Annotated in this window: 24 protein-coding genes and 1 riboswitch; of the genes, 9 read left to right on the top strand and 15 right to left on the bottom strand. The window is 67.8% G+C overall.

Annotated elements, in window-relative coordinates; genetic code table 11:
• Positions 1-171: 171 nt before the first annotated feature.
• The 11 genes from KIH07_RS11180 to KIH07_RS11130 form a co-directional block, all read right to left on the bottom strand.
• Positions 172-906, bottom strand: a complete 735-nt coding sequence (locus KIH07_RS11180) for an amino acid ABC transporter ATP-binding protein (RefSeq protein ID WP_226492037.1) — start codon at positions 904-906, stop codon at positions 172-174.
• Positions 907-923: 17 nt separating this feature from the next.
• Entirely contained in the window at positions 924-1589 is a 666-nt protein-coding gene (locus tag KIH07_RS11175) for an amino acid ABC transporter permease (protein ID WP_226492036.1), read from the bottom strand.
• 1 nt (position 1590) lies between these two features.
• Positions 1591-2331 (bottom strand): amino acid ABC transporter permease, encoded by a 741-nt coding sequence (locus KIH07_RS11170; protein WP_226492035.1) that lies wholly within the window; start codon positions 2329-2331, stop codon positions 1591-1593.
• A 163-nt stretch (positions 2332-2494) separates the two neighbouring features.
• Positions 2495-3397: an amino acid ABC transporter substrate-binding protein gene (locus tag KIH07_RS11165; protein ID WP_226492034.1), complete on the bottom strand. Its 903-nt coding sequence runs from the start codon at positions 3395-3397 to the stop codon at positions 2495-2497.
• 49 nt (positions 3398-3446) lie between these two features.
• Positions 3447-4334 (bottom strand): amino acid ABC transporter substrate-binding protein, encoded by an 888-nt coding sequence (locus tag KIH07_RS11160; protein ID WP_226492033.1) that lies wholly within the window; start codon positions 4332-4334, stop codon positions 3447-3449.
• A 5-nt stretch (positions 4335-4339) separates the two neighbouring features.
• A complete protein-coding gene (locus tag KIH07_RS11155; RefSeq protein WP_413465803.1) occupies positions 4340-5230 on the bottom strand; it encodes a transporter substrate-binding domain-containing protein in 891 nt (296 codons plus the stop codon).
• Positions 5231-5445: 215 nt separating this feature from the next.
• On the bottom strand, positions 5446-5925 hold the full coding sequence (locus tag KIH07_RS11150; RefSeq protein ID WP_226492031.1) for an SRPBCC family protein: 480 nt from the start codon (positions 5923-5925) through the stop codon (positions 5446-5448).
• A complete protein-coding gene (locus KIH07_RS11145) occupies positions 5912-6235 on the bottom strand; it encodes an ArsR/SmtB family transcription factor (RefSeq protein WP_413465802.1) in 324 nt (107 codons plus the stop codon). The genes KIH07_RS11150 and KIH07_RS11145 overlap by 14 nt, the downstream gene beginning before the upstream one ends.
• 150 nt (positions 6236-6385) lie before the next feature.
• Positions 6386-6841 carry an SRPBCC family protein gene (locus tag KIH07_RS11140; protein ID WP_226492029.1) on the bottom strand — a complete coding sequence of 152 codons (456 nt, stop codon included), beginning with the start codon at positions 6839-6841 and terminating at the stop codon, positions 6386-6388.
• 219 nt (positions 6842-7060) lie between these two features.
• On the bottom strand, positions 7061-8659 hold the full coding sequence (locus tag KIH07_RS11135) for a L,D-transpeptidase family protein (protein ID WP_226492028.1): 1599 nt from the start codon (positions 8657-8659) through the stop codon (positions 7061-7063).
• Between the two features lie 104 nt (positions 8660-8763).
• Complete coding sequence (locus KIH07_RS11130; RefSeq protein ID WP_226492027.1) at positions 8764-9675, bottom strand: sterol desaturase family protein; 912 nt, start codon at positions 9673-9675, stop codon at positions 8764-8766.
• 257 nt (positions 9676-9932) lie between these two features.
• Here KIH07_RS11130 and KIH07_RS11125 point away from each other — a divergent pair, with 257 nt between their 5' ends.
• On the top strand, positions 9933-10478 hold the full coding sequence (locus KIH07_RS11125; protein ID WP_226492026.1) for a TetR/AcrR family transcriptional regulator: 546 nt from the start codon (positions 9933-9935) through the stop codon (positions 10476-10478).
• Positions 10479-10580: 102 nt separating this feature from the next.
• Here the strand turns inward: KIH07_RS11125 and KIH07_RS11120 are convergent, their stop codons facing one another.
• Both KIH07_RS11120 and KIH07_RS11115 read right to left on the bottom strand, forming a co-directional pair.
• Complete coding sequence (locus tag KIH07_RS11120; protein ID WP_226492025.1) at positions 10581-11069, bottom strand: hypothetical protein; 489 nt, start codon at positions 11067-11069, stop codon at positions 10581-10583.
• An 85-nt stretch (positions 11070-11154) separates the two neighbouring features.
• On the bottom strand, positions 11155-11706 hold the full coding sequence (locus KIH07_RS11115) for a hypothetical protein (protein ID WP_226492024.1): 552 nt from the start codon (positions 11704-11706) through the stop codon (positions 11155-11157).
• 168 nt (positions 11707-11874) lie between these two features.
• Positions 11875-11987: riboswitch (TPP riboswitch) on the top strand.
• A gap of 119 nt (positions 11988-12106) precedes the next feature.
• Here KIH07_RS11115 and thiC point away from each other — a divergent pair.
• From thiC to KIH07_RS11085, 6 genes are all read left to right on the top strand, one after another.
• Positions 12107-14017, top strand: a complete 1911-nt coding sequence (thiC, locus tag KIH07_RS11110; RefSeq protein WP_226492023.1) for a phosphomethylpyrimidine synthase ThiC — start codon at positions 12107-12109, stop codon at positions 14015-14017.
• Positions 14018-14020: 3 nt separating this feature from the next.
• Positions 14021-15319 (top strand): FAD-dependent oxidoreductase, encoded by a 1299-nt coding sequence (locus KIH07_RS11105; protein ID WP_226492022.1) that lies wholly within the window; start codon positions 14021-14023, stop codon positions 15317-15319.
• A 24-nt stretch (positions 15320-15343) separates the two neighbouring features.
• Entirely contained in the window at positions 15344-15571 is a 228-nt protein-coding gene (thiS, locus tag KIH07_RS11100; protein ID WP_226492021.1) for a sulfur carrier protein ThiS, read from the top strand.
• Positions 15572-15575: 4 nt separating this feature from the next.
• Positions 15576-16379, top strand: coding sequence for a thiazole synthase (locus KIH07_RS11095; RefSeq protein WP_226492020.1), 804 nt, complete (start codon positions 15576-15578; stop codon positions 16377-16379).
• 153 nt (positions 16380-16532) lie between these two features.
• Positions 16533-18173, top strand: a complete 1641-nt coding sequence (thiD, locus tag KIH07_RS11090) for a bifunctional hydroxymethylpyrimidine kinase/phosphomethylpyrimidine kinase (RefSeq protein ID WP_226492019.1) — start codon at positions 16533-16535, stop codon at positions 18171-18173.
• Between the two features lie 180 nt (positions 18174-18353).
• On the top strand, positions 18354-19274 hold the full coding sequence (locus tag KIH07_RS11085; protein ID WP_226492018.1) for a universal stress protein: 921 nt from the start codon (positions 18354-18356) through the stop codon (positions 19272-19274).
• Between the two features lie 61 nt (positions 19275-19335).
• Here the strand turns inward: KIH07_RS11085 and KIH07_RS11080 are convergent, their stop codons facing one another.
• Together KIH07_RS11080 and KIH07_RS11075 are read right to left on the bottom strand one after the other, a co-directional pair.
• A complete protein-coding gene (locus KIH07_RS11080) occupies positions 19336-20682 on the bottom strand; it encodes a dicarboxylate/amino acid:cation symporter (RefSeq protein ID WP_226492017.1) in 1347 nt (448 codons plus the stop codon).
• A gap of 164 nt (positions 20683-20846) precedes the next feature.
• Positions 20847-21881, bottom strand: coding sequence for a DctP family TRAP transporter solute-binding subunit (locus KIH07_RS11075; protein ID WP_226492016.1), 1035 nt, complete (start codon positions 21879-21881; stop codon positions 20847-20849).
• Here KIH07_RS11075 and KIH07_RS11070 point away from each other — a divergent pair.
• A complete protein-coding gene (locus KIH07_RS11070) occupies positions 21880-23886 on the top strand; it encodes an ATP-binding protein (RefSeq protein WP_226492015.1) in 2007 nt (668 codons plus the stop codon). The two genes, KIH07_RS11075 and KIH07_RS11070, sit on opposite strands and share 2 nt — an antisense overlap.
• Positions 23883-24518 (top strand): response regulator transcription factor, encoded by a 636-nt coding sequence (locus KIH07_RS11065; RefSeq protein ID WP_226492014.1) that lies wholly within the window; start codon positions 23883-23885, stop codon positions 24516-24518. The genes KIH07_RS11070 and KIH07_RS11065 overlap by 4 nt, the downstream gene beginning before the upstream one ends.
• Positions 24519-24534 lie beyond the last annotated feature (16 nt).

Below are 24534 nucleotides of genomic sequence, written 5' to 3'. Positions count from 1 at the left end.
GCGGCGGGGGTGGAGGCGGACCGAACGGCTGTGCTGGGTGGATGACGACCTCAAAAAGAAAGGCTCATACGGCTTTGCATTCAAAGTGAGAACAAGGCGCGAAGCCGCAGACAGTGCTATAGCACGGCAAGGCTTCAGCAACGCAGTTATCGCTTTGAAGGCAAACCGGTATCAGTGGGCCAGGATTTTTGAGAGGAAATCCTTGGCCCGGGGTGAACGCGCGTCCGGGTTTCCGAAGAACGCATCGCGCGGGCAATCTTCGACGATTTTGCCGGCATCCATGAAGATCACGCGGTGGCTGACCTTCTTGGCAAAACCCATCTCGTGCGTCACCACCATCATGGTCATGCCCTCCTGGGCGAGCTTGACCATCACGTCCAGCACCTCGCCCACCATCTCGGGGTCGAGCGCCGAGGTCGGCTCGTCGAACAGCATCACGATCGGGTCCATGCTCAGCGCGCGCGCAATCGCCACGCGCTGCTGCTGGCCACCCGAGAGTTGGCCGGGGAACTTGTCCTTGTGCGCCATCAGGCCCACGCGGTCCAGCATCTTCAAACCACGGGTCTTGGCCTCATCGGCGTTGCGGCCCAGCACCTTGATCTGCGCCAGCGTGAGGTTCTCGGTCACGGTGAGGTGCGGGAACAGCTCGAAGTGCTGGAACACCATGCCCACGCGGCTGCGCAGCTTGGGCAGGTTGGTCTTGGGGTCGGCGATGCTGACGCCGTCGACCACGATGTCGCCCTTCTGGAAGGGCTCCAGCGCGTTCACGGTCTTGATCAGGGTGGACTTGCCCGAACCCGAGGGGCCGCAGACCACCACCACCTCACCCTTCTGGATGGAGGTGGTGCAGTCGGTCAGCACCTGGAAGCTGCCGTACCACTTGGAAACGTTCTTGATGTCGATCATGGTTGTGCTCCTGATCCTCAGCGGATGATGGCGATCTTCTTCTGCAGGCGACGCACCAGCATCGACAGCGAGAAACAAATGACGAAATAGACGACGGCGGCCACGAGGTAGGTCTCCACCGGCCGGTTGAAGTTCTTGCCCGCCACCTCGAAGCCCTTGAGCAGGTCGTAGGCCCCGATGGCGTAGACCAGCGAGGTGTCCTGGAACAGGATGATGGTCTGGGTCATCAGCACCGGCAGCATGTTGCGGAAGGCCTGCGGCAACACGATCAGCTGCATGGTCTGGCCATAGGTCATGCCCACCGCGTAACCGGCGTTGACCTGGCCCTTGGGCACGCTCTGGATGCCCGCGCGCATGATCTCGGAGTAGTAGGCCGCCTCGAACACCGTGAAGGTGATGATGGCCGAGAGCTCCGCGCCCATGGGCCGCCCGATCAGCAGCGGGATCAGCAGGAAGAACCACAGGATCACCATCACCAGCGGGATAGAGCGCAGCGTGTTCACATAAAACGCGGCCGGCATCACCAGCCACTTCTTGCCCGACAGGCGCATGAGCGCGAGCACCGTGCCCAGCGCGATGCCACCGAGCATCGCCACCAGCGTGAGCTGTACCGAAAAGATCAGCCCCTTGAGCACGAAGCTCGAAAAGACCGACCAGTCGAGGAAAGCGAAATCGAGATTCATGTCAATGCCCTCCGATCATGCCGGGCACCTGCACCTTGTGTTCGATGAACAGGGCGATGCGGTTGATGACGAAGGCCGAGACGAAGTACAGCCCGGTCACGGCCAGGTACACCTCGACACCGCGCGAAGTTTCTTCCTGCGCCTGCATGGCGAACATGGTGAGCTCGGCGATGGACACCGCGAACGCCACCGAGGAGTTCTTGATGATGTTCATGCTCTCGCTGGTCAGCGGCGGGATGACGATGCGAAACGCCATCGGCAGCAGCACGTAGCGGTAGGTCTGCGACAGCGTCAGGCCCATGGCCAGCCCGGCGTAGCGCTGCCCCTTGGGCAGGCTCTGGATGCCGGCGCGCACCTGCTCGGCGATGCGCGCCGAGGTGAAGAAGCCCAGCGCGAACACCACCAGAATGAAGCTGGGCACCTGCTGGAGCGGCAGGATCAGCGCCGGCAGCACGTGGTACCACAGGAACACCTGCACCAGCAGCGGAATGTTGCGGAACAGCTCGGTCCACACGTTGCCGATCACCACCAGCGCCCTGCTGGGCGTGGTGCGGAAGATGCCCATGACCGAGCCCACCACCAGCGCCACCACCAGGGCCAGCACGGCGACGCTCAGCGTCCAGCCCCAGGCCGACAGCAGCCAGTCCAGGTAGGTGATGTCGCCGCCCTGGCCAAAACAGCTGGGGCGCACCTCGCCGTCGATGGTGTCCTTGCAGAACACCTGCCAATCCCATGTGCTCATGGAGATTTCCCTCAATAAAAAGAAGCCGCCCGGTCTTCACCGGGGGCAGCGACCCGCAAAGCAGCGGAGCGTGAAAGCCAAAGGGCCAGCCGCCGGGCCGCCCCAAGGCAGGCCCAGCCCCCTCGGGGGGCAGCGACCCGCGCAGCGGCGGAGCGTGGGGGCCTTACTTCTTGACGGCGTAGTCTTCCATCGGCTTGTCGTTCGGGGTAGCCCAGGCCGCCTTGGTGTTTTCGTTGGCGACCATGCCGACCTTGGTGTTGGCCGGGGGAATGGGCTGCTCGAACCACTTGGTCCACAGCTTGGCCACTTCACCCGACTTCATCATGGCCTTGACGCTGTCGTCCACGGCCTTCTTGAAGGCGGCGTCGTCCTTGGGGATCATGATGGCGATGGGCTCGACCGACAGCACTTCACCGACGATCTTGAAGTCGGCCGGGTTCTTGGCCTTGGCGATGTTGCCGGCCAGGATGGCGCCGTCCATCACGAAGGCGTCGGCACGGCCGCTCTCCAGCAGCAGGAAGCTGTCGGCGTGGTCCTTGCCGTAGACCTGCTCGAAGTCCACGCCGGTGGCGCGCTCGTTCTTGCGCAGGGTCTGCACGGAGGTGGTGCCGGTGGTGGTGGCGACCTTCTTGCCGTTGAGCTGGGCCACGGAGGTGATACCGGAATTGGCCTTCACCGCGATGCGCACTTCTTCCACGAACGTGGTCACGGCGAAGGAAACGTCCTTCTGGCGCGCGGCGTTGTTGGTGGTGGAGCCGCATTCGATGTCCACCGTGCCGTTCTGCACCAGGGGGATGCGGTTCTGCGAGGTCACCGGCTGGTACTTGATATCCAGCTTGGCCAGGCCGAGCTGCTTCTGGATGTCGCCCAGCACCTTCTGGCAAATTTCCACGTGGTAACCCACGAACTTGCCGTCGCCCAGCGTGTAGGACAGGGCACCCGAGCTTTCACGCACGCCCATCGTCACAGAGCCACTGTCCTTGATCTTCTTCAGGGTGTCGGCGGATTGCGCCAGGGCGGCCGAGCTGGCCAGCATGGCGGCCACGACAAACAACGATTTCTTCATAGAGATGCACCTGTTCTGGTTGGTGGGTTGGAGGAAAGGAAAAAGATATTCAGCCGGGAACCTGGTCCGTGGGGTACTTCCAGAAATCCTTCAAGAGGTAGTTCATGGGCAGGTTCAAGGGCCGGTTGGCCGGGGGGATCGGCTGGTTGAACCAGCGGTCGTAAATGGCGTGGGCCTCTCTGGACTGGATCAGCCGCTTCATCTCGTCATCGACCAGTTTCTTGAACTGCGGGTCGTTCTTCGGCAGCATGATGGCCAGCGGCTCGATGGTCAGGAACTTGCCCACCACCTTGAAGCGGCTGGGGTCGGGCCGCCCCGCGGCCAGGCCGTAGAGCAGCACGTCGTCCATCACGAAACCGTCGGCCTGGCCCTGTTCCACCATCTCGACCGCGCGCGAATGGTCGTCGACCTCCAGGACCGTGATGCCCAGCAGGTATTCGCTGTTGGCGCGGGTCACGGCCTTGAGCGGCGTCGTGCCCTTGGTGGAGACCACTTTTTGCCCCCGGAAGTCGCGCACCACCTGCACCGCGCTGTCCGTGCGCACCAGGTAGCGTGCGCCAGTGATGTAGTGCGGCACGGTGAAGGCCACCTTCTGGCGGCGCTCGGCGTTGTTGGTGGTCGAGCCGCACTCCAGGTCGGCCTGGCCCTCTTCCACCACCGCGATGCGGTTCGCCGGCGTGACCTGCACGAACCGGTGGGCCAAGGTGCCCAGCGCCAGCTTCTGGCGCACGGCTTCGGCGAGCTTCAGACACAGATCGATCGAATAACCCACCGGCTTTCCGCCGGCGTCGAGGAACGAGAACGGCACCGACGACTCGCGGTGCGCCAGCACGATGACGCCCTCTTTCTGGATGCGATCGAGCACCGGACCGGCCCCCACCCACAGCGGCGCGCAAGCCAGGGCCGCGGCCCAGAAAAAACGGTTCAGACAGGCCATGGTGATCACCCCAACGGTTGATCGGTCGGCGACCGATACAGCTCCAGCAACGCGTCCGGCGGTGGCCAGTTCAGGTTCAGCCCCTTGGGCGGAATCGGGCTCTGGAACCAGCGGCGGTAGATTTTCAGGGCCTCGCCCGACTGCATGATCCGCGTCAGGCTGCGGTCCACCACGGCCTTGAACGCAGTGTCGTCCTTGCGCAGCATGCAGGCGTACACCTCGGTCGCCATCGGCTGGCCGACCACGCGCCAGTCCTCGGGCCGGTCGGTCTTGGCGCGCAGCCCGTAGAGCAGGGCCTCGTCCATCAGGAACGCCACTGCCCGCCCGCTCTGCAGCTGCGCGAACGCCTCGCCATGGTCTTTGGCCGTGACGATATCGACGTTCAGGCCGGTGGACTCGCTGTGCAGCATGAGCTGGCGCTCGCTCGTGGTGCCGGCGGTGACAAGCACGCGCCGCCCGCTCAGATCGGCCAGGCCGGAGACACCCGAGTTCACCCGGGTGAGCAGGCGCGAACTGGTCTGGAAGATGGAGACCGAAAACGCCACATGGCGCGCCCGCTCGCGGTTGTGTGTGGTGGAGCCACACTCCAGGTCCACCGAGCCGTTCTGCACCAGTGGAATGCGGTTCTGCGAGGTCACCGGCACCAGCTTGACCGCCAGCGCGGGCAGTTTGAGCTCCTTCTTGATGCTGTCCGTCACCGCCAGCATCAGGTCGTGCGAATAGCCCACCACCTGGCGGCGATCGTCGTAGTACGAGAACGGCACCGACGACTCGCGGTGCCCCAGGTTGATCGTGGCCGTCTGGGAAATCTTCTGCAGCGTGGTCAGCACGGGCGCCTGGGCCTGCGCGTTCAGGGCGCAGCACAGCAGCAGAAGGGAGGGCAGCAAGCGGGTCATGGTCATGGTGTGGCTTGCGGGCTTTAGCGCAAGCGCCATGCCAGTCGGTACAAACCCTAGGACCCGGACTTAAAAAGGGCAAAAAGCCGCGGAATTCGGGCGCCAGGGGCCCCTGCGAAGCGCCGGAGCGAACGGAAATCCGTTTCCCCAGCGACACCCAAAAACGGATTTCCGACCGCCACCGCAGCCGTGGCCACGCGGCCCCGCTCGCTTCGTCAGACCCGCGACGGGGAGCCCGGAAGCACCTGGCCGGTTTCGAGCAGGGTCTTGAGGTTCGAGAGCACCTTCGGCCAGCCGCCCGACACGCCCGCGAGCATCTCGGGATCGCGCTCCAGGTCGGTGTGGGTGACGGTCAGCCGCACGAGCCCGTCCGTGTGCAGTTCGATGTCGAACGCCACCCGCGAGTGTTTCGACGCGTCCTCGGCGTCCGTCGGCCGGGCCCAGGTGTAGACGAGCCGGCGCGGCGCACGGCTCTCGATCACCGTACCGACGATGCGGGCCTCGCCCGAGCCGTCCATGGGCTGGTGCTCCCAGCGCGAGCCGGGCTGCCAGTCCGACACGTTCACATAGCCCGGGCAATCCGTGCTCAGACCGCACCAGTACTGGCGCATCACGTCGGTGTCCACCAGGGCCTGCCACACCTTCTCGGGCGTGGTCGCGATGTAGGTCACGTACACGAAGTCAGGTTTTGTCATGTCCATCCCCTTCCAGTTTCGTCTTGAGATCGTGCAGGGCACCCAGGCGGGCGCGCTCGAATTTTCCAATCCAGCGCTCGTGAATCTCGTGCAGCGGCACGGGGTTCAGGTAGTGCAGCTTTTCCCGGCCCTGCCAGACAACGGCGACAAGGTTGGCCGCTTCGAGCTGCTGCAGGTGCTGCGTCACGGCCTGGCGGGTCATGTCCATGTGCTCACACAGGGCCGAGAGCGTCTGGCCATTGTCCTGGTGCAGCAGATCCAGCAGGCGCCTGCGGCCCGGGTCGGCCAGCGCTTTGAAGACTTTATCGATGTCCGACAACCGGGTTGACAAAATAGGTTCACCACAAGGAACGCGCGCCGTGGGTCAAGGAGGCAGACCCCGGCGCCGCGAACGATGATATGCGTTCGGCGGTGCCGCGGGCCTGGCCAGCGCGGGCGCGGGTGCCGGGTTGGCGGTGCATCAGTCCTTGTCGTGGAGCCGGACGTCGTGGGGGTTGGGCGCGCCCTTGCCGGTTTCCAGCAGCGACTTCAGGCTCACCATGTAGACCGCCCACTTGGTGGTGCAGTGGTACATGAATTCCACCGGCTCCTTCCAGCCCTGGTGTTTGAGGAGCACGACGCAATAGTCGCCCTCCTGCCTCAGGTCCCAGCTGACCGTGGTGCCGATCCAGTCTTCGGGGCCATCGACCACCTGCCACAGCACCCGCTTGGCGGGCTGGAGTTCCAGGACCTTCATGTGGATGGCGCCGAGCTCGGCGCCATCGGACGTGAAGCGAAAAGCGATCACGCTGCCCACCTTGCCCTCCCCTTGCGTGTGGGTCGTCCACCAGCCAGCCAGGCCTTCGCGCGTGCTCAACGCTTTGTAGACCTCATCCGGGGACGATTTGATGCCGACTCTGTTCAGGATATCCACCATGACTGCTCCTTGCGGGTTGATTGAAAACACGGCGTGCGGGGCGGTGGCGGCAGTGCCGATGCCCCAGACACGGATCAGATAATATGCAAGTAAATACTTGCATGTCAAACGACACCGCAAAACCCTGCTGCCAGGCATCTCAAAAATCGAACGTGCTGCGCGGGGTGGCCCGTGTGATGTAAAGGGCGCGGCCCGTGCCGGCTCAGGTGGGCAGGCGGCTCAACGGGTGGCCGCGGTGGGCCTCGCCGGTGTGGTCCTGCGCTGTTGCAGGGCCTCGGCCAGCTCGCGGTCGTGGCCGTAGATGTCGGGATAAAAATGCAGGCGCCCCTGTTTCACCAGCGCCGTGCCATAGGTGATCAGCACCGGCACCGGTGTGGCCAGCCGCACGGTCTGCAAGCGGCCCGCGGCCATGGCTTCGCGCACACGCTGCTCCGTCCACTGGGGCATGTCCTGCAGCACGAACAGGGCCAGCTCCACCGGACGCTCGACGCGCACACAACCGTGGCTGAAGTCGCGGCGGCCCTTGCCAAAGAGCTGCGCCGCGGGCGTGTGGTGCAGGTAGATGTTGTCGCGGTTCGGGAAAGAGAACTTGACCGCGCCGAGCGCATTCTTCGGCCCGGGGCGCTGGCGTATGCGGGCGCGCCCGGCCATCACCTCGGCCAATACGTCCGGGGTGACCTCGGTGCCGATGCGTCCATCGGCCAACACAAATTCCATCTCCTCGCGCGCCAGGTAAGCGGGGTCGCGCCGGAGCTTGGGAACGGTTTCGCTGCGCGCGATCGACGGCGGCACGTTCCAGTAGGGGCTGAACTCGATGCTGCGCATTTCCTCTCCGAACACGGGCGTGCGCGTGTCCAAGGCCTTGCCCACGATGATCTTCATGGTCTGGTGGATGACGATGCGGCCTTCGCGGATCTCGTAGGCCCGCAGCACGAACTCCGGGATGTTGACCACGATCATGCGTTCGGCCTCGGTCAGCGGCGTCCAGCGCAGCCGCTCCAGATTGAGGGCGATCTGCTGCGCGCGCTCGCCCGGCGTCACCCGCAACGCGGCCCAGGTGTCCTTGCCGACCACACCGTCCACCTCCAGCCCATGGCGCTCCTGGAACCGCTGGACCGCTTCCACCCACACGCCTTCGTAGACCGCCGGCAGCGGCTCGTCGGCGGCCAGGTCGCCCAGCAGTCGCAGCCGTTCGGCCAGCAAGGCCATGCCGGCCCAGGTCTGACCGGGCTCCAGCTTGCCGGGTCGGCCCGGTTTCTGACGGGCCGGGTGCGGCAACGGGGGCAGTTCCTGCTGCCAGGCGGGGTGGTCCGCCAGCGCCCGCATGCGGGCCAGGGCCTGGCGCAGCGCTTCGTACTGCGACAAGCGTGGCGCGGCCTCGCGCACCAGATCGGCCAGCCGTCCGGCCCGTAGGCCCTCGCGCAGCCGTGCCGCCGGGTCAAAGCCATCGCGCGGTGGCGGATCGAAATGGTGACCGATCTGGCGTGGGTCCAGCCGGCCCTGGTGCAGGTCGCTCAGATAGCGCTGCATGGCCCCGCTGAGCGCCTGCGCCAGCCGCTCCTGGGCCTGGTCATCCAGTGCAGGCTCCAGGGCCGCTTCGGCCACCTGCCGGCCCAGCGCATCGACGCCGTAGTCTTCGGCCACCAGCCCATGACCGGGCGCATCGGCCAGCAGCTCCACCGCCTGCCAGGCCTGGGGCCTGGGCCGGCCCGCGTCGAACCACAACGGCGCCTCGGACGCCCAGGCAACACCCGTGGCCAGCCCCAGCGCGAGCGCCAGGCTGCGCAGGGAGTGCAAGAAGGTGGGCAGGGTGGGCATGCCGTCATGCGCCGGGGCGGGCGTTGAACGTTGGACCCACAAAGTCTAAAGGTGGCCGGCCCAGGTGGGATGCAAGCGGGTGTCAGATGTTCAACGGTCGGTCGCTACCGGACGGGCTCCTTGAGGTCGTGGGCGCCTTCGGCAGCAGCTTGTACCGGCCATATCGGGTCCATCAGCACACGGACCCACTCGGTATCTGCGGGCAACGCTCCGGGTTCATCCACACCCAGGCCTTCGGGCGCCTCGCCTGGACGGTACACATAGGTGCCAAACAACCGATCCCACATCGGTAACACGGCGGCGTAGTTGCCCTGCACGCCCACGGCGTGGTGCCAGCGGTGCAGTTCGGTGCCCACGAGCAGGTGATTGAAAACGCCCACCCGACTGTCCACGTTGAAGTGAGACACCAGGCCCTGCACGCCTGTGACCACATTGGCGACGAACAGCGCCTCAACCGAAACCCCCAGCAACCAGGGGGGAACCGTCAATATCAGACGCACCATGACCGTGTTGAACGGATGCGCCACAGCGTGCATCAACACATAGACCTGCTGAGGCAGATGGTGCGCCGCATGCACACGCCAGAGCCAACGGCCCAGTGGTCCTTTGCCTTCGTGGCTCGCGCGGTGCAGCGCGTACCACAGGCCATCGGTGACCAGCAGCGACAGCAAGGCCGCCGGCAACACCGGCAAACCCGACAACCACGCGGTCGGCTGCAACCAACCCATGTTCAGAACCAACCACGACGCCGCCACGTTGCCCACACCCACGGTGGCGGCCCCGATGACCAGGAACGGAAGATCACGTCGCAAAAAAAGCCGCGCCGTCATCTGCCAGCGCTTCTGCATCGGCCAGAACGTCTCCAGCAGCACAAGCGCCAACACCAACGCGGCAATGAACAGGCCATGCATGGCACCCAGCTCCCCCTTGGGAAGCATCAACTGGTGCGTGAGATAGGCAATGGTCACCACGGCGATGCAGGGGTAGGCCAGGTAGCGGATGAACACGCGAATCATGCGGAAACTCCGGTGAAAGTGGCGTCAGGACACACTGGACACCTTGTCCAGTTACGAGCATTGAAGCCACAATCGTGATCGGAAAGACCACCCGGCGCCCGCACGGCTCACGGCTCGGGCGTCAAGTTATGGACGACACGGGGGAATGTGTGCAGAAACCAGCGGCCCAAGCCAAGCCAACGCCCCGATCGCCATCGGGCACAAGAACGCTCGCGACGCCGGCTACCAAAGCGCAAGCGCCTCGCGCGGACCGCCGTGTGCACCGCACGCGCAGGGCCTTGCGCGACGCCCTGTTGGCCCTGCTGCCCGAAGTCGGCTGGGACCACATCGACGTGGCCACGCTCTGCGAACGCGCCGACATCGGACGGTCCACGTTCTACCTTCACTACACCGACAAGACCGCGCTGCTGCGCGGAGCCTTCAGCGACCTGCAGGAACACCTGCTCTCCCATCTGGACACAAGGAGCGAAGCCGCAAGCCCTTTCCCGTTTCTGCCAGGCCTGCTGAACCATGTGCACGAACAGCAAAAGGTGTTCAGGGCCTTGCTCGGCCGCCGTTCCAGCCACGCCGTACAAGCGCACTTCCAGGACCTGCTGGTCTCGTTGTTCAGCCCGCCCAAGCCGCCGCGCGGCAGCAGAAAAGCGCCCCTGGCCAACGCCCGCGCCGACATGCTGGCGGGCAGCCTGTTTCACCTGCTCGTCTGGTGGCTGGGCAGCGCCAGACCCCATTCACCCAGCGAGGTGGAGGCGATGTTCCTGGCGTTTTCCGTATGCGACACGCAGGTGACCTTGCGTTCGGCGTGAGGGCAAGGGGAGGCAGGGCCGTGAACGAGGTCCAGGCGTCGAGCAAGGCCATGTGGTGCCCCGCCCCAGTGGCGGGCTGGCGCGACGCACCGCCTCAAGCGCTCATTGGCCCAGCGACGCCTCGCTGCTGGAGTCGATGCTGGCGATCTCCCGGCCGTTGAACGTGCGCCGGACCACCGTGGTGGACTCGGCCACCTCGGTAATGGCGGGCAGGCCCCGCATGCGAACCGTGGTGGACTGCCGCAGCTTGACCGTGGCCGACAGCCAGGGGAAGCCGGAGGGCTCGATGCTGACCAGTTCCATGTTGTTGTTCACCGATGCATTGGTCGCCCGGAAGGCCGCGCTGGCGTCCTTCAGGTACTCGCACAGTTCCTCCTTGCCGCCCACAAACTGTGACTCTCCCCGAGCGGTCTGCGAACGCAGGTCGACCTTGAGATCGGCCGCATAGGCGTCGCACATCCCATCCTCGCCTCGCAGCATCATCTGGTCCTGCTTCTGCATCCAGCTCATCATGCTCGGCGCAGAAAAGACAAAGCGGCTGTGTCCATAGAACGCAGCCGCCAGCACGCCGAGCCAAAACAGTTTTCTCATGTCCTCTTCCCCTTTTTGAAACCGCCTCAACCCGGGCGGCCGCGCATTGTCGCAGAGCAAAAAGGCGGGCCGCCCACGTGCACGGTCAACGGGGAAACTGGCCCTCGCTGCGAGACGTCATCTCGGCGATCTGCAGCGACCGGACGGTGCGCCGCAAGACGTAGGTGGTTTCACCCACCTCGTTCAGCGTGCGCAGGCCCGGCAGCGTGAAGGTGGTGATTTGCCGCACCTTGACCTTGGCCGTCATCCAGGGGAAATCGGAGCGTTCCAGGCTGACCAGCTCGGTGCGGGTGTCGATGGCCGGCTTGAGCACCCGGACGTGGGCGTTGGAGGCCCGGACGTAATCGCACACATAGTTCTTGCCGCCATCCACCTGCCATTCCCCCTTCGGGTGACCCGCGCGGATGTTCACGTTCACATCAAAAGCGAAGTCGTCACAGACGCCCTCCTTCATCGCGAACACCGCCTGTTCGTGCGCCTCGATCCACCCGAGCGCCCGGCTCTTCGACAGCGCCCACTCGCTGTGTCCATAAAAAACCGCGACCAACCCGCCGAGCCACAACAATCGCTTCATCGTTCCTCCCTCTGGTGATACCGCCTCCGACCCGGGCGGCCGCATATTCTCTTCGACGATCAACGCCGGGGGGCATGCTGGTGGTGCACTGGCAGCCCGATCCGAGCGGAATGTGTATGGGGGAAAAAGCGCCCGTCTGGACCCCCAGGCCACAGATGGAGTCCACCAGGCGCCCAACCCCGCCGCCCACAGGGCATTCCATCCACACACCGGGCCCGCGCCGCTATACTGCGCCTTGCTCCGGGGTGCACGGACCGAAAGGTCCAGCGCTGAGATGGTTGAAAAACCGAACCCGTGAACTTGATCTGGCTAGTACCAGCGAAAGAAGAGCGCAGCCCCCAGGGCCTGCATCCCCGGCCCGTCCCTCGCGCGATGGGTCCGTCCACGCCACCAGTGGGCCCGGGTGCATGTTTTGACGGGCGGTCTCCGGAGCATCCACAGCCCCACACAGGAGACCGCCGCCATGAACGCCCCCGACAAGATTCCCTTCGCCGACCAGTTCGCGCTCAGCCGCGAGCCCTTCCCCGCTTCGCGCAAGATCTACGTGCCCGGCTCGAACGAGAGCATCCGCGTGCCCATGCGCGAGATCGCGCTGAGCAACGGTGAGCAGGTCACGGTGTACGACACCTCCGGCCCCTACAGCGACCCGAGCGCCGCCATCGACGTGCGCACCGGCCTGGCCGATGTGCGCGGCGCCTGGATCGCGGCGCGTGGTGACACCGAGACCTACACCGGCCGCCAGCGCGCCGCGCTGGACGACGGCGTGAAAAACGAAGCGCAGAACAACGGCACCACCATCGAACGCATCGAGGCCCTGCGCGCCGAGGCCGCCGGCCTGCAGCGCACGCCACGCCGCGCGAAGAGCGGCATGAACGTCTCGCAGATGCATTACGCGCGCAAAGGCATCGTCACCCCCGAGATGGAGTACGTGGCCCTGCGCGAAAACGGCAAGCGCGAGTGGATGCGCGAGTACCTGGGCGACCCGGCGCGGGAAGCGCGCCTGCGCGGCAACCCCATGGGCGCGCGCATTCCCGATGTGTTCACGCCCGAGTTCGTGCGCGACGAGGTGGCGCGCGGCCGCGCCATCATCCCGGCCAACATCAACCACCCCGAGGTCGAGCCCATGGCGATCGGGCGCAACTTCGGCGTGAAGATCAACGCCAACATCGGCAATTCGGCCGTGACGTCCAGCATCGAGGAAGAAGTGGACAAGCTGGTGTGGGCGATCCGCTGGGGCGCCGACAACGTGATGGACCTGTCCACCGGCAAGAACATCCACACCACGCGCGACTGGATCGTGCGCAACAGCCCGGTGCCCATCGGCACCGTGCCGATCTACCAGGCGCTGGAAAAAGTGGGCGGCGTGGCCGAAGACCTGACCTGGGCGATCTACCGCGACACGCTGATCGAGCAGGCCGAACAGGGCGTGGACTACTTCACCATCCACGCCGGCGTGCGCCTGGCCTACATCCACCTCACGGCGCAGCGCCGCACCGGCATCGTCTCGCGTGGCGGCTCCATCCTGGCCAAGTGGTGCATCACGCACCACAAGGAGAACTTCCTCTACACGCACTTCGACGAGATCTGCGAAATCATGAAGGCCTACGATGTGAGCTTCTCGCTCGGCGACGGCCTGCGCCCCGGCAGCGGTGCGGATGCGAACGACGAAGCGCAGTTCGCCGAACTCAAGACACTGGGCGAGCTGACCCAGGTGGCCTGGAAGCACGACGTGCAGACCATGATCGAGGGCCCCGGCCACGTGCCCATGCACCTGATCCAGGCCAACATGGACGAGCAGCTGAAGCACTGCCACGAGGCGCCGTTCTACACCCTGGGCCCGCTGACCATCGACATCGCACCCGGCTACGACCACATCGCCTCGGCCGTGGGCGCGGCCATGATCGGCTGGATGGGCACCTCCATGCTCTGCTACGTGACGCCCAAGGAACACCTGGGCCTGCCCGACCGCGACGACGTGAAGCAGGGCATCATTGCCTACAAGATCGCGGCCCACGCGGCCGACATCGCCAAGGGCCACCCGGGCGCCCGCGCGCGCGACGACGCCATGAGCAAGGCGCGTTTTGAATTCCGCTGGCGCGACCAGTTCGCCCTGGGCCTGGACCCGCAGACCGCCGAGGACTACCACGACGAAACCCTGCCCAAGGACTCGTCGAAAGAGGCGCACTTCTGCTCCATGTGCGGGCCGAAGTTCTGCTCCATGAAGATCACGCAGGACGTGCGCGACTACGCCGCCGCCAAGGGTGTGAGCGACGAGCAGGCGCTGAGCGAGGGCATGGCGCAGAAGAGCGCGGAGTTCAAGGCCGTGGGTGGCGAGTTCTACGTGCCCGTGTCGTCGCTGACCACGAAGGGCTGAGCCATGGCGTCCATCGGGATTGCAGGGGCCGGCCTGCTGGGCCGCTTGCTGGCCTGGCGGCTGAGCGCCACACACGAGGTCACCGTGTTCGACCCGGCCGATGGGCCGCAGGCCACCAGCGACGGCCGGGGCGCCGCGGCGTTCACGGCCGCGGGCATGCTCAGCCCGCTCGCCGAGCTGGAAACCAGCGGTCCCCGTGTCGCCGAACTCGGCTGGCGTTCCATCGCACTGTGGCGCGAGATCGCCCAGGCGCTGAGCCACGCGCCCTTGGCGGCCAGCGCCTTGCCCGAGGCCTGTGGCACCTGCACCGCCTGCGCGCCCGCAGCGGGCGCAGCCGAGCCGGCCGACATCCACTTCCGTGCGCTCGGCAGTCTGCTGCTGGCCCACGGCAGCGACCTGGGCGCCGCGCGCCGCGTGCTCGCGCGCCTGGAGACCGCGCCGAACCTGGCCGCCGGGCTGCCCACGCCGCAGGCCCTGGACCGCGCGGCCCTGGCCGCGCTGGAACCCAGCATCGACCCGCGCCTGCACGCCTGGCTGCTGCCGGGCGAGGGGCAGATCCTGCCGCTGCAGATGCTGCCGGCGCTGTGCGCGGCATCGCCCCGCGTGCGCTGGCACTGGAACACCCGGGTGCGCGAGGTGACCCCGGGGCAGCTGCGGCTGGAAGACGGATCGTCGCCGCGCTTCGACCTGGCCATCGACGTGCGCGGCGTGGGCGCCCGGCCCGACGCGCCGGTGCGTGGCGTGCGCGGCGAGGTGGTGTGGCTGCAGGCCCCGGGCGTGACGCTGCACCGCCCGGTGCGCCTGCTGCACCCGCGCCACCGCGTCTACATCGTGCCGCGCCCCTGCGACCACATCGTCATCGGCGCCAGCGAGATCGAGAGCGAAGACCGCTCGCCGGTGAGCCTCAAAAGCGCGGTGGAGCTGATGGCCGCGGCACAGAGCGTGATCCCCGAGCTGGCCGAGGCGCGCATCGTGCACCTGGAGACCAACCTGCGCCCCGCCCTGCCCGACAACGAGCCCCACACCCACGTGGAACCCGGCCTGCTGCGCATCAATGGGCTGTTTCGGCATGGCTGGCTGTTGGCGCCGGCATTGGTGGAGGATGCGCTGACTCAGGTGGATGTCGCGTCTCGCGCACCCGAAGACCCTCACCCCAACCCTCTCCCGCAAGCGGGAGAGGGGGTTTCACGCCATCACACCACCCTCGCGACAGAAGGGCCTTCACTCCCTCGCCCCTCTGGGGAGAGGGCTGGGGTGAGGGGCACGCCTGAGCAAACGCCTGAGTCACACCAGAACCACTGACCCAGGTTCACCCAAGGAATGCCCATGCCAGACACCCTTACCCATCAAGAAGCCCAACTGCGCTTCAACGAGCACACCCTGCCCTGCCCCGAAGGCCTGACGCTGGCTGCGCTGCTGGATGCACAAGGCGTGGACGTCAACAAAGTGGCCACGGCTGTGAACGGCGAGTTCGTGCCGCGATCGCTGCGTGCTCAAACGCGTCTTTCAGCTGGCGACGCCGTGCTGACCTTTCAAGCCATCGTTGGAGGCTAGACCGATGAGCAACGCAACTCAGACCTGGGCGCCCTACGGCGTCGAACTGCAAAGCCGCTTCCTGCTCGGCACGGCGGGCTACCCCTCGCCGCAGGTGCTGGCAGAGAGCATTGCCGCCAGCGGCACGCAGGTGGTCACTGTGGGCCTCAAGCGCACGCTGGCGGCCGGGGGCGACAACGGCTTCATCGACATCATCCGCACGGCGATGCGCGAGCGCGGCGCACAACTGCTGCCCAACACCGCCGGCTGCCGCACCGCGCGCGAAGCCATCGCGCTGGCGCACATGGCGCGCGAGCTGTACGGCACGCACTGGATCAAACTCGAAGTGGTGGGCGACGAGCACACCCTGCAGCCCGACCCCTGGGGCACGGTGGAGGCGGCGGCGCAGCTGACCAAAGACGGTTTCGCGGTCTTCCCCTACTGCACCGACGACCTCGTGACCTGCCAGCGCCTGCTCGACGCGGGCTGCGAGTTGCTGATGCCCTGGGGCGCGCCCATCGGCTCGGGCCAGGGCCTCATCAACCCGTTCGCGCTGCGCACCCTGCGCGCGCGGCTGCCCGGCGTGCCGCTGGTGGTGGACGCCGGCATCGGCTCGCCCTCGCACGCGGCCGCCGCGATGGAGCTGGGCTTTGACGCCGTGCTGCTGAACTCGGCGGTGAGCCAGGCGGTGGACCCAGTGCGTATGGCGCGCGCCTTCGGCCAGGCGATCGAAGCCGGCCGCGGCGCGTTCGAGGCCGGTGTGATGGCGCCGCAGGACATGGCCGTGGCGAGCACGCCGGTCAGCGGACACCCCTTCCTGATTCAGTGAATCACCCCCCGCGCCGCTTCGCGTCACCCCCTCGCTCGCCTGTGGCGGGAGGGGGGCGGCACCTGAGGCCCGGCAAAGCCGGTTCCTCGGTGCCTCTGGGCTGCGTTGTGGCATGCGCAACAGGTCGCGCTCCGGCGCCCTAGGACAACCCACATGACACCTGTGATCTGGAGCATCGCCGGCACCGACAGCGGCGGTGGCGCCGGCCTCTCGGCCGACCAGCGCGCGGCCGACGCCTTTGGCGTGCACCTGTGCCCCGTCGTCGCGGCCGTCACGGCGCAGAGCACGACGGCGGTGACACACATCGAGACCATGTCGCCCGCGCTGCTGCAAGCCCAGCTGGACGCGCTGGCCGACGACATGCCGCCGCGCGTGATCAAGACCGGCCTGCTGGGCAGTGCGGCGAACGCGCGCGTGGTGGCGCAGATGGTGGACCGGCTGCGCGAGCGCGGCCCGGTGGCCCTGGTGGTGGATCCGGTGCTGCGCGCCAGCACCGGCGCGGCGTTCGCGGGCGAGGAGCTGCTGGCCGCCTACCGCAGCGAGCTGCTGCCACGCGCCACGGTGATCACACCCAACCGCCGCGAGGCCTCGGCCCTGCTCGGCCTGGGCGGAGCCGACACCGAGCCAGCCCCGAGCGACAGCCGTGCCGCCGACACGCCCGCGCTCGCCGCGCGTCTGCAGGCACTGGGCGCGGGCACCGTCTGCATCACCGGGGGCGACGCCAGCGACACCCTGGCCAACGACTGGCTGCAATCGCCCCACGCGCACGGCTGGCTGAGCCTGCCGCGCGTAGACACCCCGAACCACCACGGCACCGGCTGCACCTTCGCCTCGTCGCTGGCGGCAGCGCTCGCACTGGGCTGGGTGACGGCGGACGCCGCTGTGCTCGCCAAGATGGCGACCACCCACGCGCTGCGCCACGCACGCGCCGTTGGCGCGGGTGCCGGGCCTGTGATCGCGCAGCCGGGTTTCGGCAACGACCCGACGCTGCTGCCACGCCTATCGCTCGACACGCTGGCGCCCGCCACCTGGCGCCAGCGCGAGCGCGCAAGGGACCCGGGCGTCTACGCCATCGTGGACAGCGCCGAGCGCGTGCAGGCCGTGCTGCGCGCGCGCCCCACCGTGCCCACCATCCAGCTGCGCATGAAGCGCCCGACCGGCTTGGACGACGCCATGTGGTCGCGGCAGTTGCACGACGCCATCGCCCGCAGCCGCCACGCCGCCGAAGCGGCTGGCGCCACGCTGGTGATCAACGACCACTGGCAGCTCGCGCTGCGAGCCGGCGCGCGCGCGCTGCACCTGGGGCAGGAAGATCTGCTGGCGCTCACGCCCGCCGATCACGCACAGCTGCGGGCCGCGCGCGAGCAGGGCGTGATGCTCGGCCTGAGCTCGCACAGCCTGTGGGAGCTGTGCCGTGCCGCGGCGCTGCTGCCCGACCTGATCGCCTGCGGTCCGGTCTGGCCCACCACCACCAAGGACATGCCCTGGCTTCCCCAAGACCTGGACAACCTGGCCTGGTGGGCCCACATGGCCCCCGCGCCCGTGGTGGGCATTGGCGGCGTGCTGGCGCCCGAGCAACTGCGGGCGGTGGCCGAAGCGGGCGCGGCCGGGGGTTGCGTGGTGCGCGGGTTGGGCGACGACCCGTCGAAGACGCTGCCAGCCTGGCTGAACGCCTGGCAGGCGGGCCAGGCTGGCCGGTCCCCGGTGCCGGCCCTGCCCCACGCCACACTGCCGGTGGCGGGCCTTGCCTCGCCGCTCGACACAGAGCACGGAGCACCAACCCCCTCGGCCTGACCGCCCGCCGCACGCACGCCTGGATGGGGCACGGCAGCGGCCGCACGCTCATGGGGCGGCCGCCGTGGCGCAACGCCAGCGCGCGCAACCGTGCGTCGATCCCATGCCCACGCGGCGCGGCTTGCGTCGACAATGCGGCCACGGTCCGCCCCTCTATGCCAGCGCCGAGGAAGCCCCACCATGAACGCCCGACACCAGCTCCCGCTTGAGTCCGTCCTTGCCGCCACCGACTTTTCGGTGGCCTCGGCGCGCGCCACCCTGCGCGCGGCGCTCATCGCCCGCGAGTGTGGCGCGGGCCTGCACCTGCTGCACGTCATCAACAACAGCCTGTTCGTCGGCATGCACGCCTGGCTGGACAACAGCGGACAGTGGCAGGAGCGCATGACCGAACAGACGCGCCAGAGCCTGCTCGACGAGGTGCAGCGCCTGGAAGCCCAGGGCCACGCGCACGCGCAGCCGCACCTGGCCACCGGCCAGCCGGTGCGCGCGATCTGCACACAGGCCAGCGCCCTGGGCGCGGGGCTGGTGGTGGTGGGCGCGCGCGGTGCCAACCCGCTGCACCACCTGTTGATCGGCACCACCGCCGAACGCCTGCTGCACCAGACGGAGAGGCCCCTGCTCGTGGTGCGAACCGAAGCCGAAGCGCCGTACCAGCGCGTGCTGGTGCCGCTGGATTTTTCACCGTGGTCGGAGCAGGCCATCGTGGTGGCCGGCGCGGTGGCGCCAGGCGCCCACCTGATCCTGATGCACAGCTTTTCCATTCCGTTCGAGGAAAAACTGCGCTTCGCCGGCGTGGACGACGCCACGCTGGAGCACTACCGCGAACGCGCGCGCATCGACGCGAGCGACCACCTGCAGGCGCTGGTGGACCGCAGCGGCCTGCTGCCCGATCGGTTCACGCTGAGCCTGACCGAAGGCGACGCGCCCATGCACATCCTGCAGCAGGCGAACGAACGCGGCTGCGACCTGATCGCGATCGGCAAACACGGCCGCCAGGCCGCCGAAGAGCTGCTGCTGGGCAGCGTGACCCAACACGTGCTGACCGAGGCGGTGTGCGACGTGCTGGTCTCCACCCCGCACGACAACAACGGCAAGGCTTGACGCCAACGGTGACAAAAAAACGGCCCCGGACAAGGGGGCCGTTTTCATGGGCAGGGTGCGCTCAGTTTGTGGCCTTGGAAACGGCCATGTGAACCACTTGCCGGTCCAGGATTTCTTCGGGTTCCTGCGCCTCCTGCACCGTGGGCTGGTCCAGCCCTTGTTGCAAACGCTGCATGTCCAGGTCGCCGGTCCACTTGGCCACCACCAGCGTGGCCACGCCGTTGCCCACCAGGTTGGTCAGGGCGCGGGCCTCGCTCATGAAGCGGTCGATGCCCAGGATCAGCGCCAGGCCGGCCACCGGCACACCACCCACGGCCGAGAGCGTGGCGGCCAGCACGATGAAACCGCTGCCGGTGATGCCGGCCGCGCCCTTGGAGGTGAGCAGCAGCACGGCCAGCAGGGTCAGCTGCTGCACCAGCGTCATGGGCGTGTCGGTCGCCTGGGCGATGAACACCGCGGCCATGGTCAGGTAGATCGAGGTGCCGTCCAGGTTGAACGAATAGCCGGTGGGGATCACCAGGCCGACCACCGATTTCTTGGCGCCCAGGTTTTCCATCTTCTCCATCATGCGCGGCAGCACCGATTCGCTCGACGAGGTGCCCAGCACGATCAGCAGCTCTTCCTTGATGTAGCGGATGAACTTCACGATGGAAAAACCGTGCAGGCGGCTGATGATGCCCAGCACCACGAACACGAACAGCAGGCAGGTCAGGTAGAAGGTGCCCATGAGCTTGCCCAGCGAGAACAGCGAGTCGATGCCGTACTTGCCGATGGTGAAGGCCATGGCGCCGAACGCGCCGATGGGCGCCACCTTCATGATGATGCCGACGATGTCGAACAGCACGTGCGAGCTCTTCTCGATGAAGTCGAACACCATGGTGCCGCGGCCACCGAACTTGTGCAGCGCGAAGCCGAACAGCACCGAGAACAGCAGCACCTGCAGGATGTCGCCCTTGGCGAAGGCGTCCACCACCGAACTCGGGATCACGCCCATCAGGAAATCGACCGTGCCCTTCATCTTGCCGGGCTCGGTGTAGGCCGCGATGGCCTTGGTGTCGAGCGAGGCGGCGTCCACGTGCATGCCCGAGCCGGGCTGGATCAGGTTCACCACCAGCAGGCCGATGAGCAGCGCCACCGTGGACACGACCTCGAAGTACAGCAGCGCCAGGCCGCCGGTCTTGCCGACCTTCTTCATGTCTTCCATGCCGGCGATGCCCACCACCACGGTGCAGAAGATGATGGGGGCGATGATCATCTTGATGAGCTTGATGAAGGCGTCGCCCAGCGGCTTCATCTGCTCCCCGAGTTCGGGGTGGAAGTGGCCCAGCAGCACGCCGACGGTGACGGCGAACAGGACCTGGACGTAGAGGGATCTGTAAAACGGCTTGCGCGCGGTGCTCGGTGTCATGGGTTTGTCTCCAGGAGAGGCTTGTCGTGGTGGAGGCACCGTGTGGCGGCGCCGGCCGGCATCCCGTGTTCGGGACAGGCGGGACGATACGCACCACGGCGGGGCACGCCAACTGTGGCGTTCAACAGTCGTAGTACTACGTACGCCGAGGTCCCGGCCAGCGGTCAGCCGGTGATCAGCGCATTCCGCACGTCGTTCAGCAGCCCTGGACCCAGGCTGCGCCGCAGGCCGTCCCAGGCCGGTTGCACCGCCTGGCGCAGCGCCGCTCGTTCGGCGGCGCTGGGTTCGTGCAGCATCACGCCCGGCGTGCGCCGCAGCATGGCCAGGGCCTGCCGATCCAGATCGGCCGAAAGCCGGTTGCCGTGCGCCAGCGCGTCTTCCAGCGCGCTGGCGAGCAGCCTGTGGTCGGCCTGCGAGAGGCTGGCCCAGAAACGCGGGTTGCTCACCACCGCGTAGCCCAGGTAGCCATGCTGCGTCAGCGTCACGTGCGGCTGCCAGGGCGCCAGGCCCTGGGTGAGGAAGTTGGAGAGCGGGTTTTCCGCGGCATCGACCACGCCGCTGGCCAGCGCGCGCTGCGTCTCGCCAAACGGCAGCACCACCGGTCGCGCACCCAGTGCCCGCATCTGCGCGGCCAGCACGCGCGAGGCCTGCACCCGCACCCGCAGACCGCGGAAATCGGCCGGCGTGCGCAGCGGCCGGGTGGCACTCATCTGCTTGAAACCGTTGTCCAGAAAACCCAGGCCCAGCATCTGTTGGCGGCCCAGGCGTTGCAGCAACCCGCGCCCCACGGCGCCCTGCGTCACGCGCCGCACCTGCGCCAGATCGGCAAACAGGTAGGGCAGATCGAACACCTCGAACTCGGGCACACCCGCGTTGCCGAACTTGGAGAGCGAAGGCGCCAGCATCTCGACCGCACCCAGGCGCAGCGCCTCCATCTCGTCGTCATCGCCCCAGAGCTGCGAGTCGGGGAACACCTCCACGCGGATGCGGCCGCCGCTGCGTTCGTGCACCAGCGCCTGGAAGCGCAACGCCATCTGGCCCTTGGGCGTGTCCGGCGCCACCACGTGCGAGAAGCGCAGCAGCACCGCCGGCTTGGCCGCCAAGCTCACGCCACCGGCCACCGCGCACGCAGCGCCCAGCAGCGTACGGCGTAGCCAGCGCGGCGAACGGGCCGGGGCATTGTTCCTGGGGGCGACCATGCTCGCTATGCTAGCGGGCAAGCCCACCACCATGGTCACCGAACCGACGCTCGACTTCCAAACGCTGGACCTGGACACGCGCCAGGCCTCGGCGCTCACGCGCCGCGCCGTCGCCTGGCTGGGCGCACTGCTGCTGCTGGTGGCCGCGTCGGCGGTGGCGATGGTGCTGTTCCTGCGCAGCGAGGAAGCGCGTGAAGCAGACCGCCGCCACACGGCCGATGCCGAGTGGCTCGACCAGACCCTGCAGTTCCACTTCCGTCGGCTGGAAGGCGATCTGGGTGTGATGGCGCTGCAGGCCCGGCAGGTGATGAGCGCCACCAGTGCGGCCCCGCTCACCGGCCCATGGTGGCGCGAGGCGGGCCTGGTGGAGGCCCATGGCTGGTTGCCCGCCGATCAGGCCGAGGCCAGCGACCAATGGCCCGGCTTTCTGAAGGAGGCCGCGCGCCAGCCCCACAACGCCGCCGCCCTGGCCACCATGCTCGACACCACGCGCGGCCTGCAGCGCCCGGCCTACGCCGGGCCGCTGGCACGCGCCGACGGCGGCCCGGGCCGCCAGCTCTGGCTGGCCGTGCCACTGTTCGAGCAGGGCCGCTTCGTGGGCGCCGCCGTGGCGATGGTGCCGGTCGACGCCGTGTTGACGGCGTTCATCCCGGCCTGGTTCCTGCAAGACCACCGCCTGGTGCTGGACGACGAAACCACACCGCTGGCACCGGCGGGGAACGGGGCGCGCTTTCTCGCGCCCATCAATCTGCCCGGTGCGCAGCTGGGGCTGTGGGTGGAGTCGCAGGGCAGCCAGGCGCCGCTGGCGCCGCGCGCCTTTTTCGCGGTGGCGCTGGTCTGCCTGGCCGGCATGTTGCTGACGCTGGTGGCGCTGTGGCGCGACATCCAGCGCCGCCAGCGCGCCGAGGCGCGGCTGCAGACCCAGCTGGCGCTGCGCACCGCCATGGAGCGCTCGGTCGCGCTGGGCCTGCGCGCCTGGGACCGGGCCGGCCACCTGCGCTACGCCAACCCCGCCTTCGGCCGCCTGGTGGGCTGGACGCCCCAGGAACTGACCGCACAGACCGGCGCTCCACCGTACTGGCCGAGCGAGCAAGGGGATGAATTCGAACAGATGCGCCGACACGCGGACGACGCCGCGGCACAGGCCGGCACCGAGCTGCAGCTGCAGCACCGCGACGGCCACCGGCTCGACGTGCTGGTGCACAGCGCCCCGCTGGCGCTGGCCAGCGGCGAGGTGGTGGGCTGGGTGGGGTCGGTGCTGGACATCACCGAGCGCCGGCGGATCGAGCGCCTGGCCGCGCGCCAGCAGGAATTGCTCGAAGCCTCGGGCCGGCTGGTGGCCATGGGCGAAGTGGCGTCCACCCTGGCACACGAGCTCAACCAGCCGCTGGGCGCGCTCAGCAGCTTTGCCAACGGTCTGCTCAACCGCATGCGCGAGCAGCGCATCGCGTTCGACGACATCGTGCCGGTGGTCGAGCGCATGGAACGCATGGCCGAAAAGGCCGGCCGCGTGATCCAGCGCGTCAACGCGTTCGCGCGCCGCCAGGACATGACCCGCCAGCCCCTGGCACTGCGGCCCTTCGTGGCGCGGGTGGCCGCGGGTGCGCCGTTGCCCGAGGGCGTGGCGCTCGATCTGCAGCTGCCACCGGGCGACGGCCCCACCGTGCCGGCCGATGCGCTGCTGCTCGAAAACGCGCTGCACAACCTGGTGCTCAACGCCGGCGAGTGGGCGCCGCGCAGCGGGCGCACGCCAGCGCGCGTGCGGGTGGACCTGGTGAGCAGCGACGGCATGGTGGGCGTGCGCGTGGCCGACAGCGGCCCGGGCGTGCCCCCGGAGCAGCTGGGCACGATCTTCGACGCCTTCGCCAGCCACAAACCCGGCGGCATGGGCATGGGCCTGGCGATCTGCCGCTCCATCGTCGAGGCGCACCACGGACGCGTCGAAGTGGAGCGCAGCGCCGCGCTGGACGGCGCAGAATTCACCCTGTGGCTACCCTTGCAATGAACCCCACCGTCCACCTCATCGACGACGACACGGACTTCCGCGAAGGCCTGGCCTGGCTGCTCGATTCGCGCGGCCTGCCCACGCGCAGCTGGACCGGGGGCGACGCCTTCCTGCAGGCCCTGCGCAGCGGCGAAGTGCCCAACGACTGCTGCGTGGTGCTGCTCGACATCCGCATGGAACCGCTCTCGGGCCTGGCCACCTTCGAACAGCTCAAGGCCCTGCCCTGGCCCTGGCCGGTGCTGTTCCTCACCGGCCACGGCGACGTCAGCATGGCCGTGGCCGCGGTGAAGAACGGCGCCTGGGACTTCCTGGAAAAACCGTTCCAGAACAACCTGCTGGTGGACAAGGTGGAGGCCGCGCGCCAGGCCGCCGTGACGCTGCACACCGAATCGCAGGACCGGTTGCGGTTCCAGCAGGCGCTGGCGGCGCTGAGCGCACGCGAGCGCGAGGTGCTGACCGAGCTGCTGGCGGGCCACTACAACAAGAACATCGCCGACCACCTGGGCATCACCCAGCGCACGGTGGAATTCCACCGCGCCAACATCTTCGAGAAGCTGCAGGTGCAATCGGCCGTGGAGCTGGCCCACCGCATGGGCCGGCTGGGCAGCAGCAGCGGCGGCGGCGGCGGCTGAACCCCGCGCGGGTTTG

It is taken from the genome of Hydrogenophaga taeniospiralis, from assembly GCF_020510445.1.
Taxonomy (GTDB): domain Bacteria; phylum Pseudomonadota; class Gammaproteobacteria; order Burkholderiales; family Burkholderiaceae_C; genus Hydrogenophaga.
The sequence above is the reverse complement of the archived record's forward strand: the minus strand, read 5'-3'. Positions and strand labels throughout refer to the sequence as shown.

What these genes read in the sequence shown, in the direction of transcription:
- KIH07_RS11095 (WP_226492020.1), top strand. Translation starts at nt 15,576, where the DNA reads ATGAGCAACGCAACTCAGACCTGGGCGCCCTACGGCGTCGAACTGCAA.
- KIH07_RS11070 (WP_226492015.1), top strand. Translation starts at nt 21,880, where the DNA reads ATGCTCGCTATGCTAGCGGGCAAGCCCACCACCATGGTCACCGAACCG.
- KIH07_RS11170 (WP_226492035.1), bottom strand. Translation starts at nt 2,331, where the DNA reads ATGAGCACATGGGATTGGCAGGTGTTCTGCAAGGACACCATCGACGGC.
- thiS (WP_226492021.1), top strand. Translation starts at nt 15,344, where the DNA reads ATGCCAGACACCCTTACCCATCAAGAAGCCCAACTGCGCTTCAACGAG.
- KIH07_RS11065 (WP_226492014.1), top strand. Translation starts at nt 23,883, where the DNA reads ATGAACCCCACCGTCCACCTCATCGACGACGACACGGACTTCCGCGAA.
- KIH07_RS11135 (WP_226492028.1), bottom strand. Translation starts at nt 8,659, where the DNA reads ATGCCCACCCTGCCCACCTTCTTGCACTCCCTGCGCAGCCTGGCGCTC.
- KIH07_RS11085 (WP_226492018.1), top strand. Translation starts at nt 18,354, where the DNA reads ATGAACGCCCGACACCAGCTCCCGCTTGAGTCCGTCCTTGCCGCCACC.
- KIH07_RS11105 (WP_226492022.1), top strand. Translation starts at nt 14,021, where the DNA reads ATGGCGTCCATCGGGATTGCAGGGGCCGGCCTGCTGGGCCGCTTGCTG.
- KIH07_RS11165 (WP_226492034.1), bottom strand. Translation starts at nt 3,397, where the DNA reads ATGAAGAAATCGTTGTTTGTCGTGGCCGCCATGCTGGCCAGCTCGGCC.
- KIH07_RS11175 (WP_226492036.1), bottom strand. Translation starts at nt 1,589, where the DNA reads ATGAATCTCGATTTCGCTTTCCTCGACTGGTCGGTCTTTTCGAGCTTC.
- KIH07_RS11075 (WP_226492016.1), bottom strand. Translation starts at nt 21,881, where the DNA reads ATGGTCGCCCCCAGGAACAATGCCCCGGCCCGTTCGCCGCGCTGGCTA.
- KIH07_RS11160 (WP_226492033.1), bottom strand. Translation starts at nt 4,334, where the DNA reads ATGGCCTGTCTGAACCGTTTTTTCTGGGCCGCGGCCCTGGCTTGCGCG.
- KIH07_RS11150 (WP_226492031.1), bottom strand. Translation starts at nt 5,925, where the DNA reads ATGACAAAACCTGACTTCGTGTACGTGACCTACATCGCGACCACGCCC.
- KIH07_RS11140 (WP_226492029.1), bottom strand. Translation starts at nt 6,841, where the DNA reads ATGGTGGATATCCTGAACAGAGTCGGCATCAAATCGTCCCCGGATGAG.
- thiC (WP_226492023.1), top strand. Translation starts at nt 12,107, where the DNA reads ATGAACGCCCCCGACAAGATTCCCTTCGCCGACCAGTTCGCGCTCAGC.
- KIH07_RS11155 (WP_413465803.1), bottom strand. Translation starts at nt 5,230, where the DNA reads ATGACCCGCTTGCTGCCCTCCCTTCTGCTGCTGTGCTGCGCCCTGAAC.
- KIH07_RS11180 (WP_226492037.1), bottom strand. Translation starts at nt 906, where the DNA reads ATGATCGACATCAAGAACGTTTCCAAGTGGTACGGCAGCTTCCAGGTG.
- thiD (WP_226492019.1), top strand. Translation starts at nt 16,533, where the DNA reads ATGACACCTGTGATCTGGAGCATCGCCGGCACCGACAGCGGCGGTGGC.
- KIH07_RS11130 (WP_226492027.1), bottom strand. Translation starts at nt 9,675, where the DNA reads ATGATTCGCGTGTTCATCCGCTACCTGGCCTACCCCTGCATCGCCGTG.
- KIH07_RS11080 (WP_226492017.1), bottom strand. Translation starts at nt 20,682, where the DNA reads ATGACACCGAGCACCGCGCGCAAGCCGTTTTACAGATCCCTCTACGTC.
- KIH07_RS11120 (WP_226492025.1), bottom strand. Translation starts at nt 11,069, where the DNA reads ATGAGAAAACTGTTTTGGCTCGGCGTGCTGGCGGCTGCGTTCTATGGA.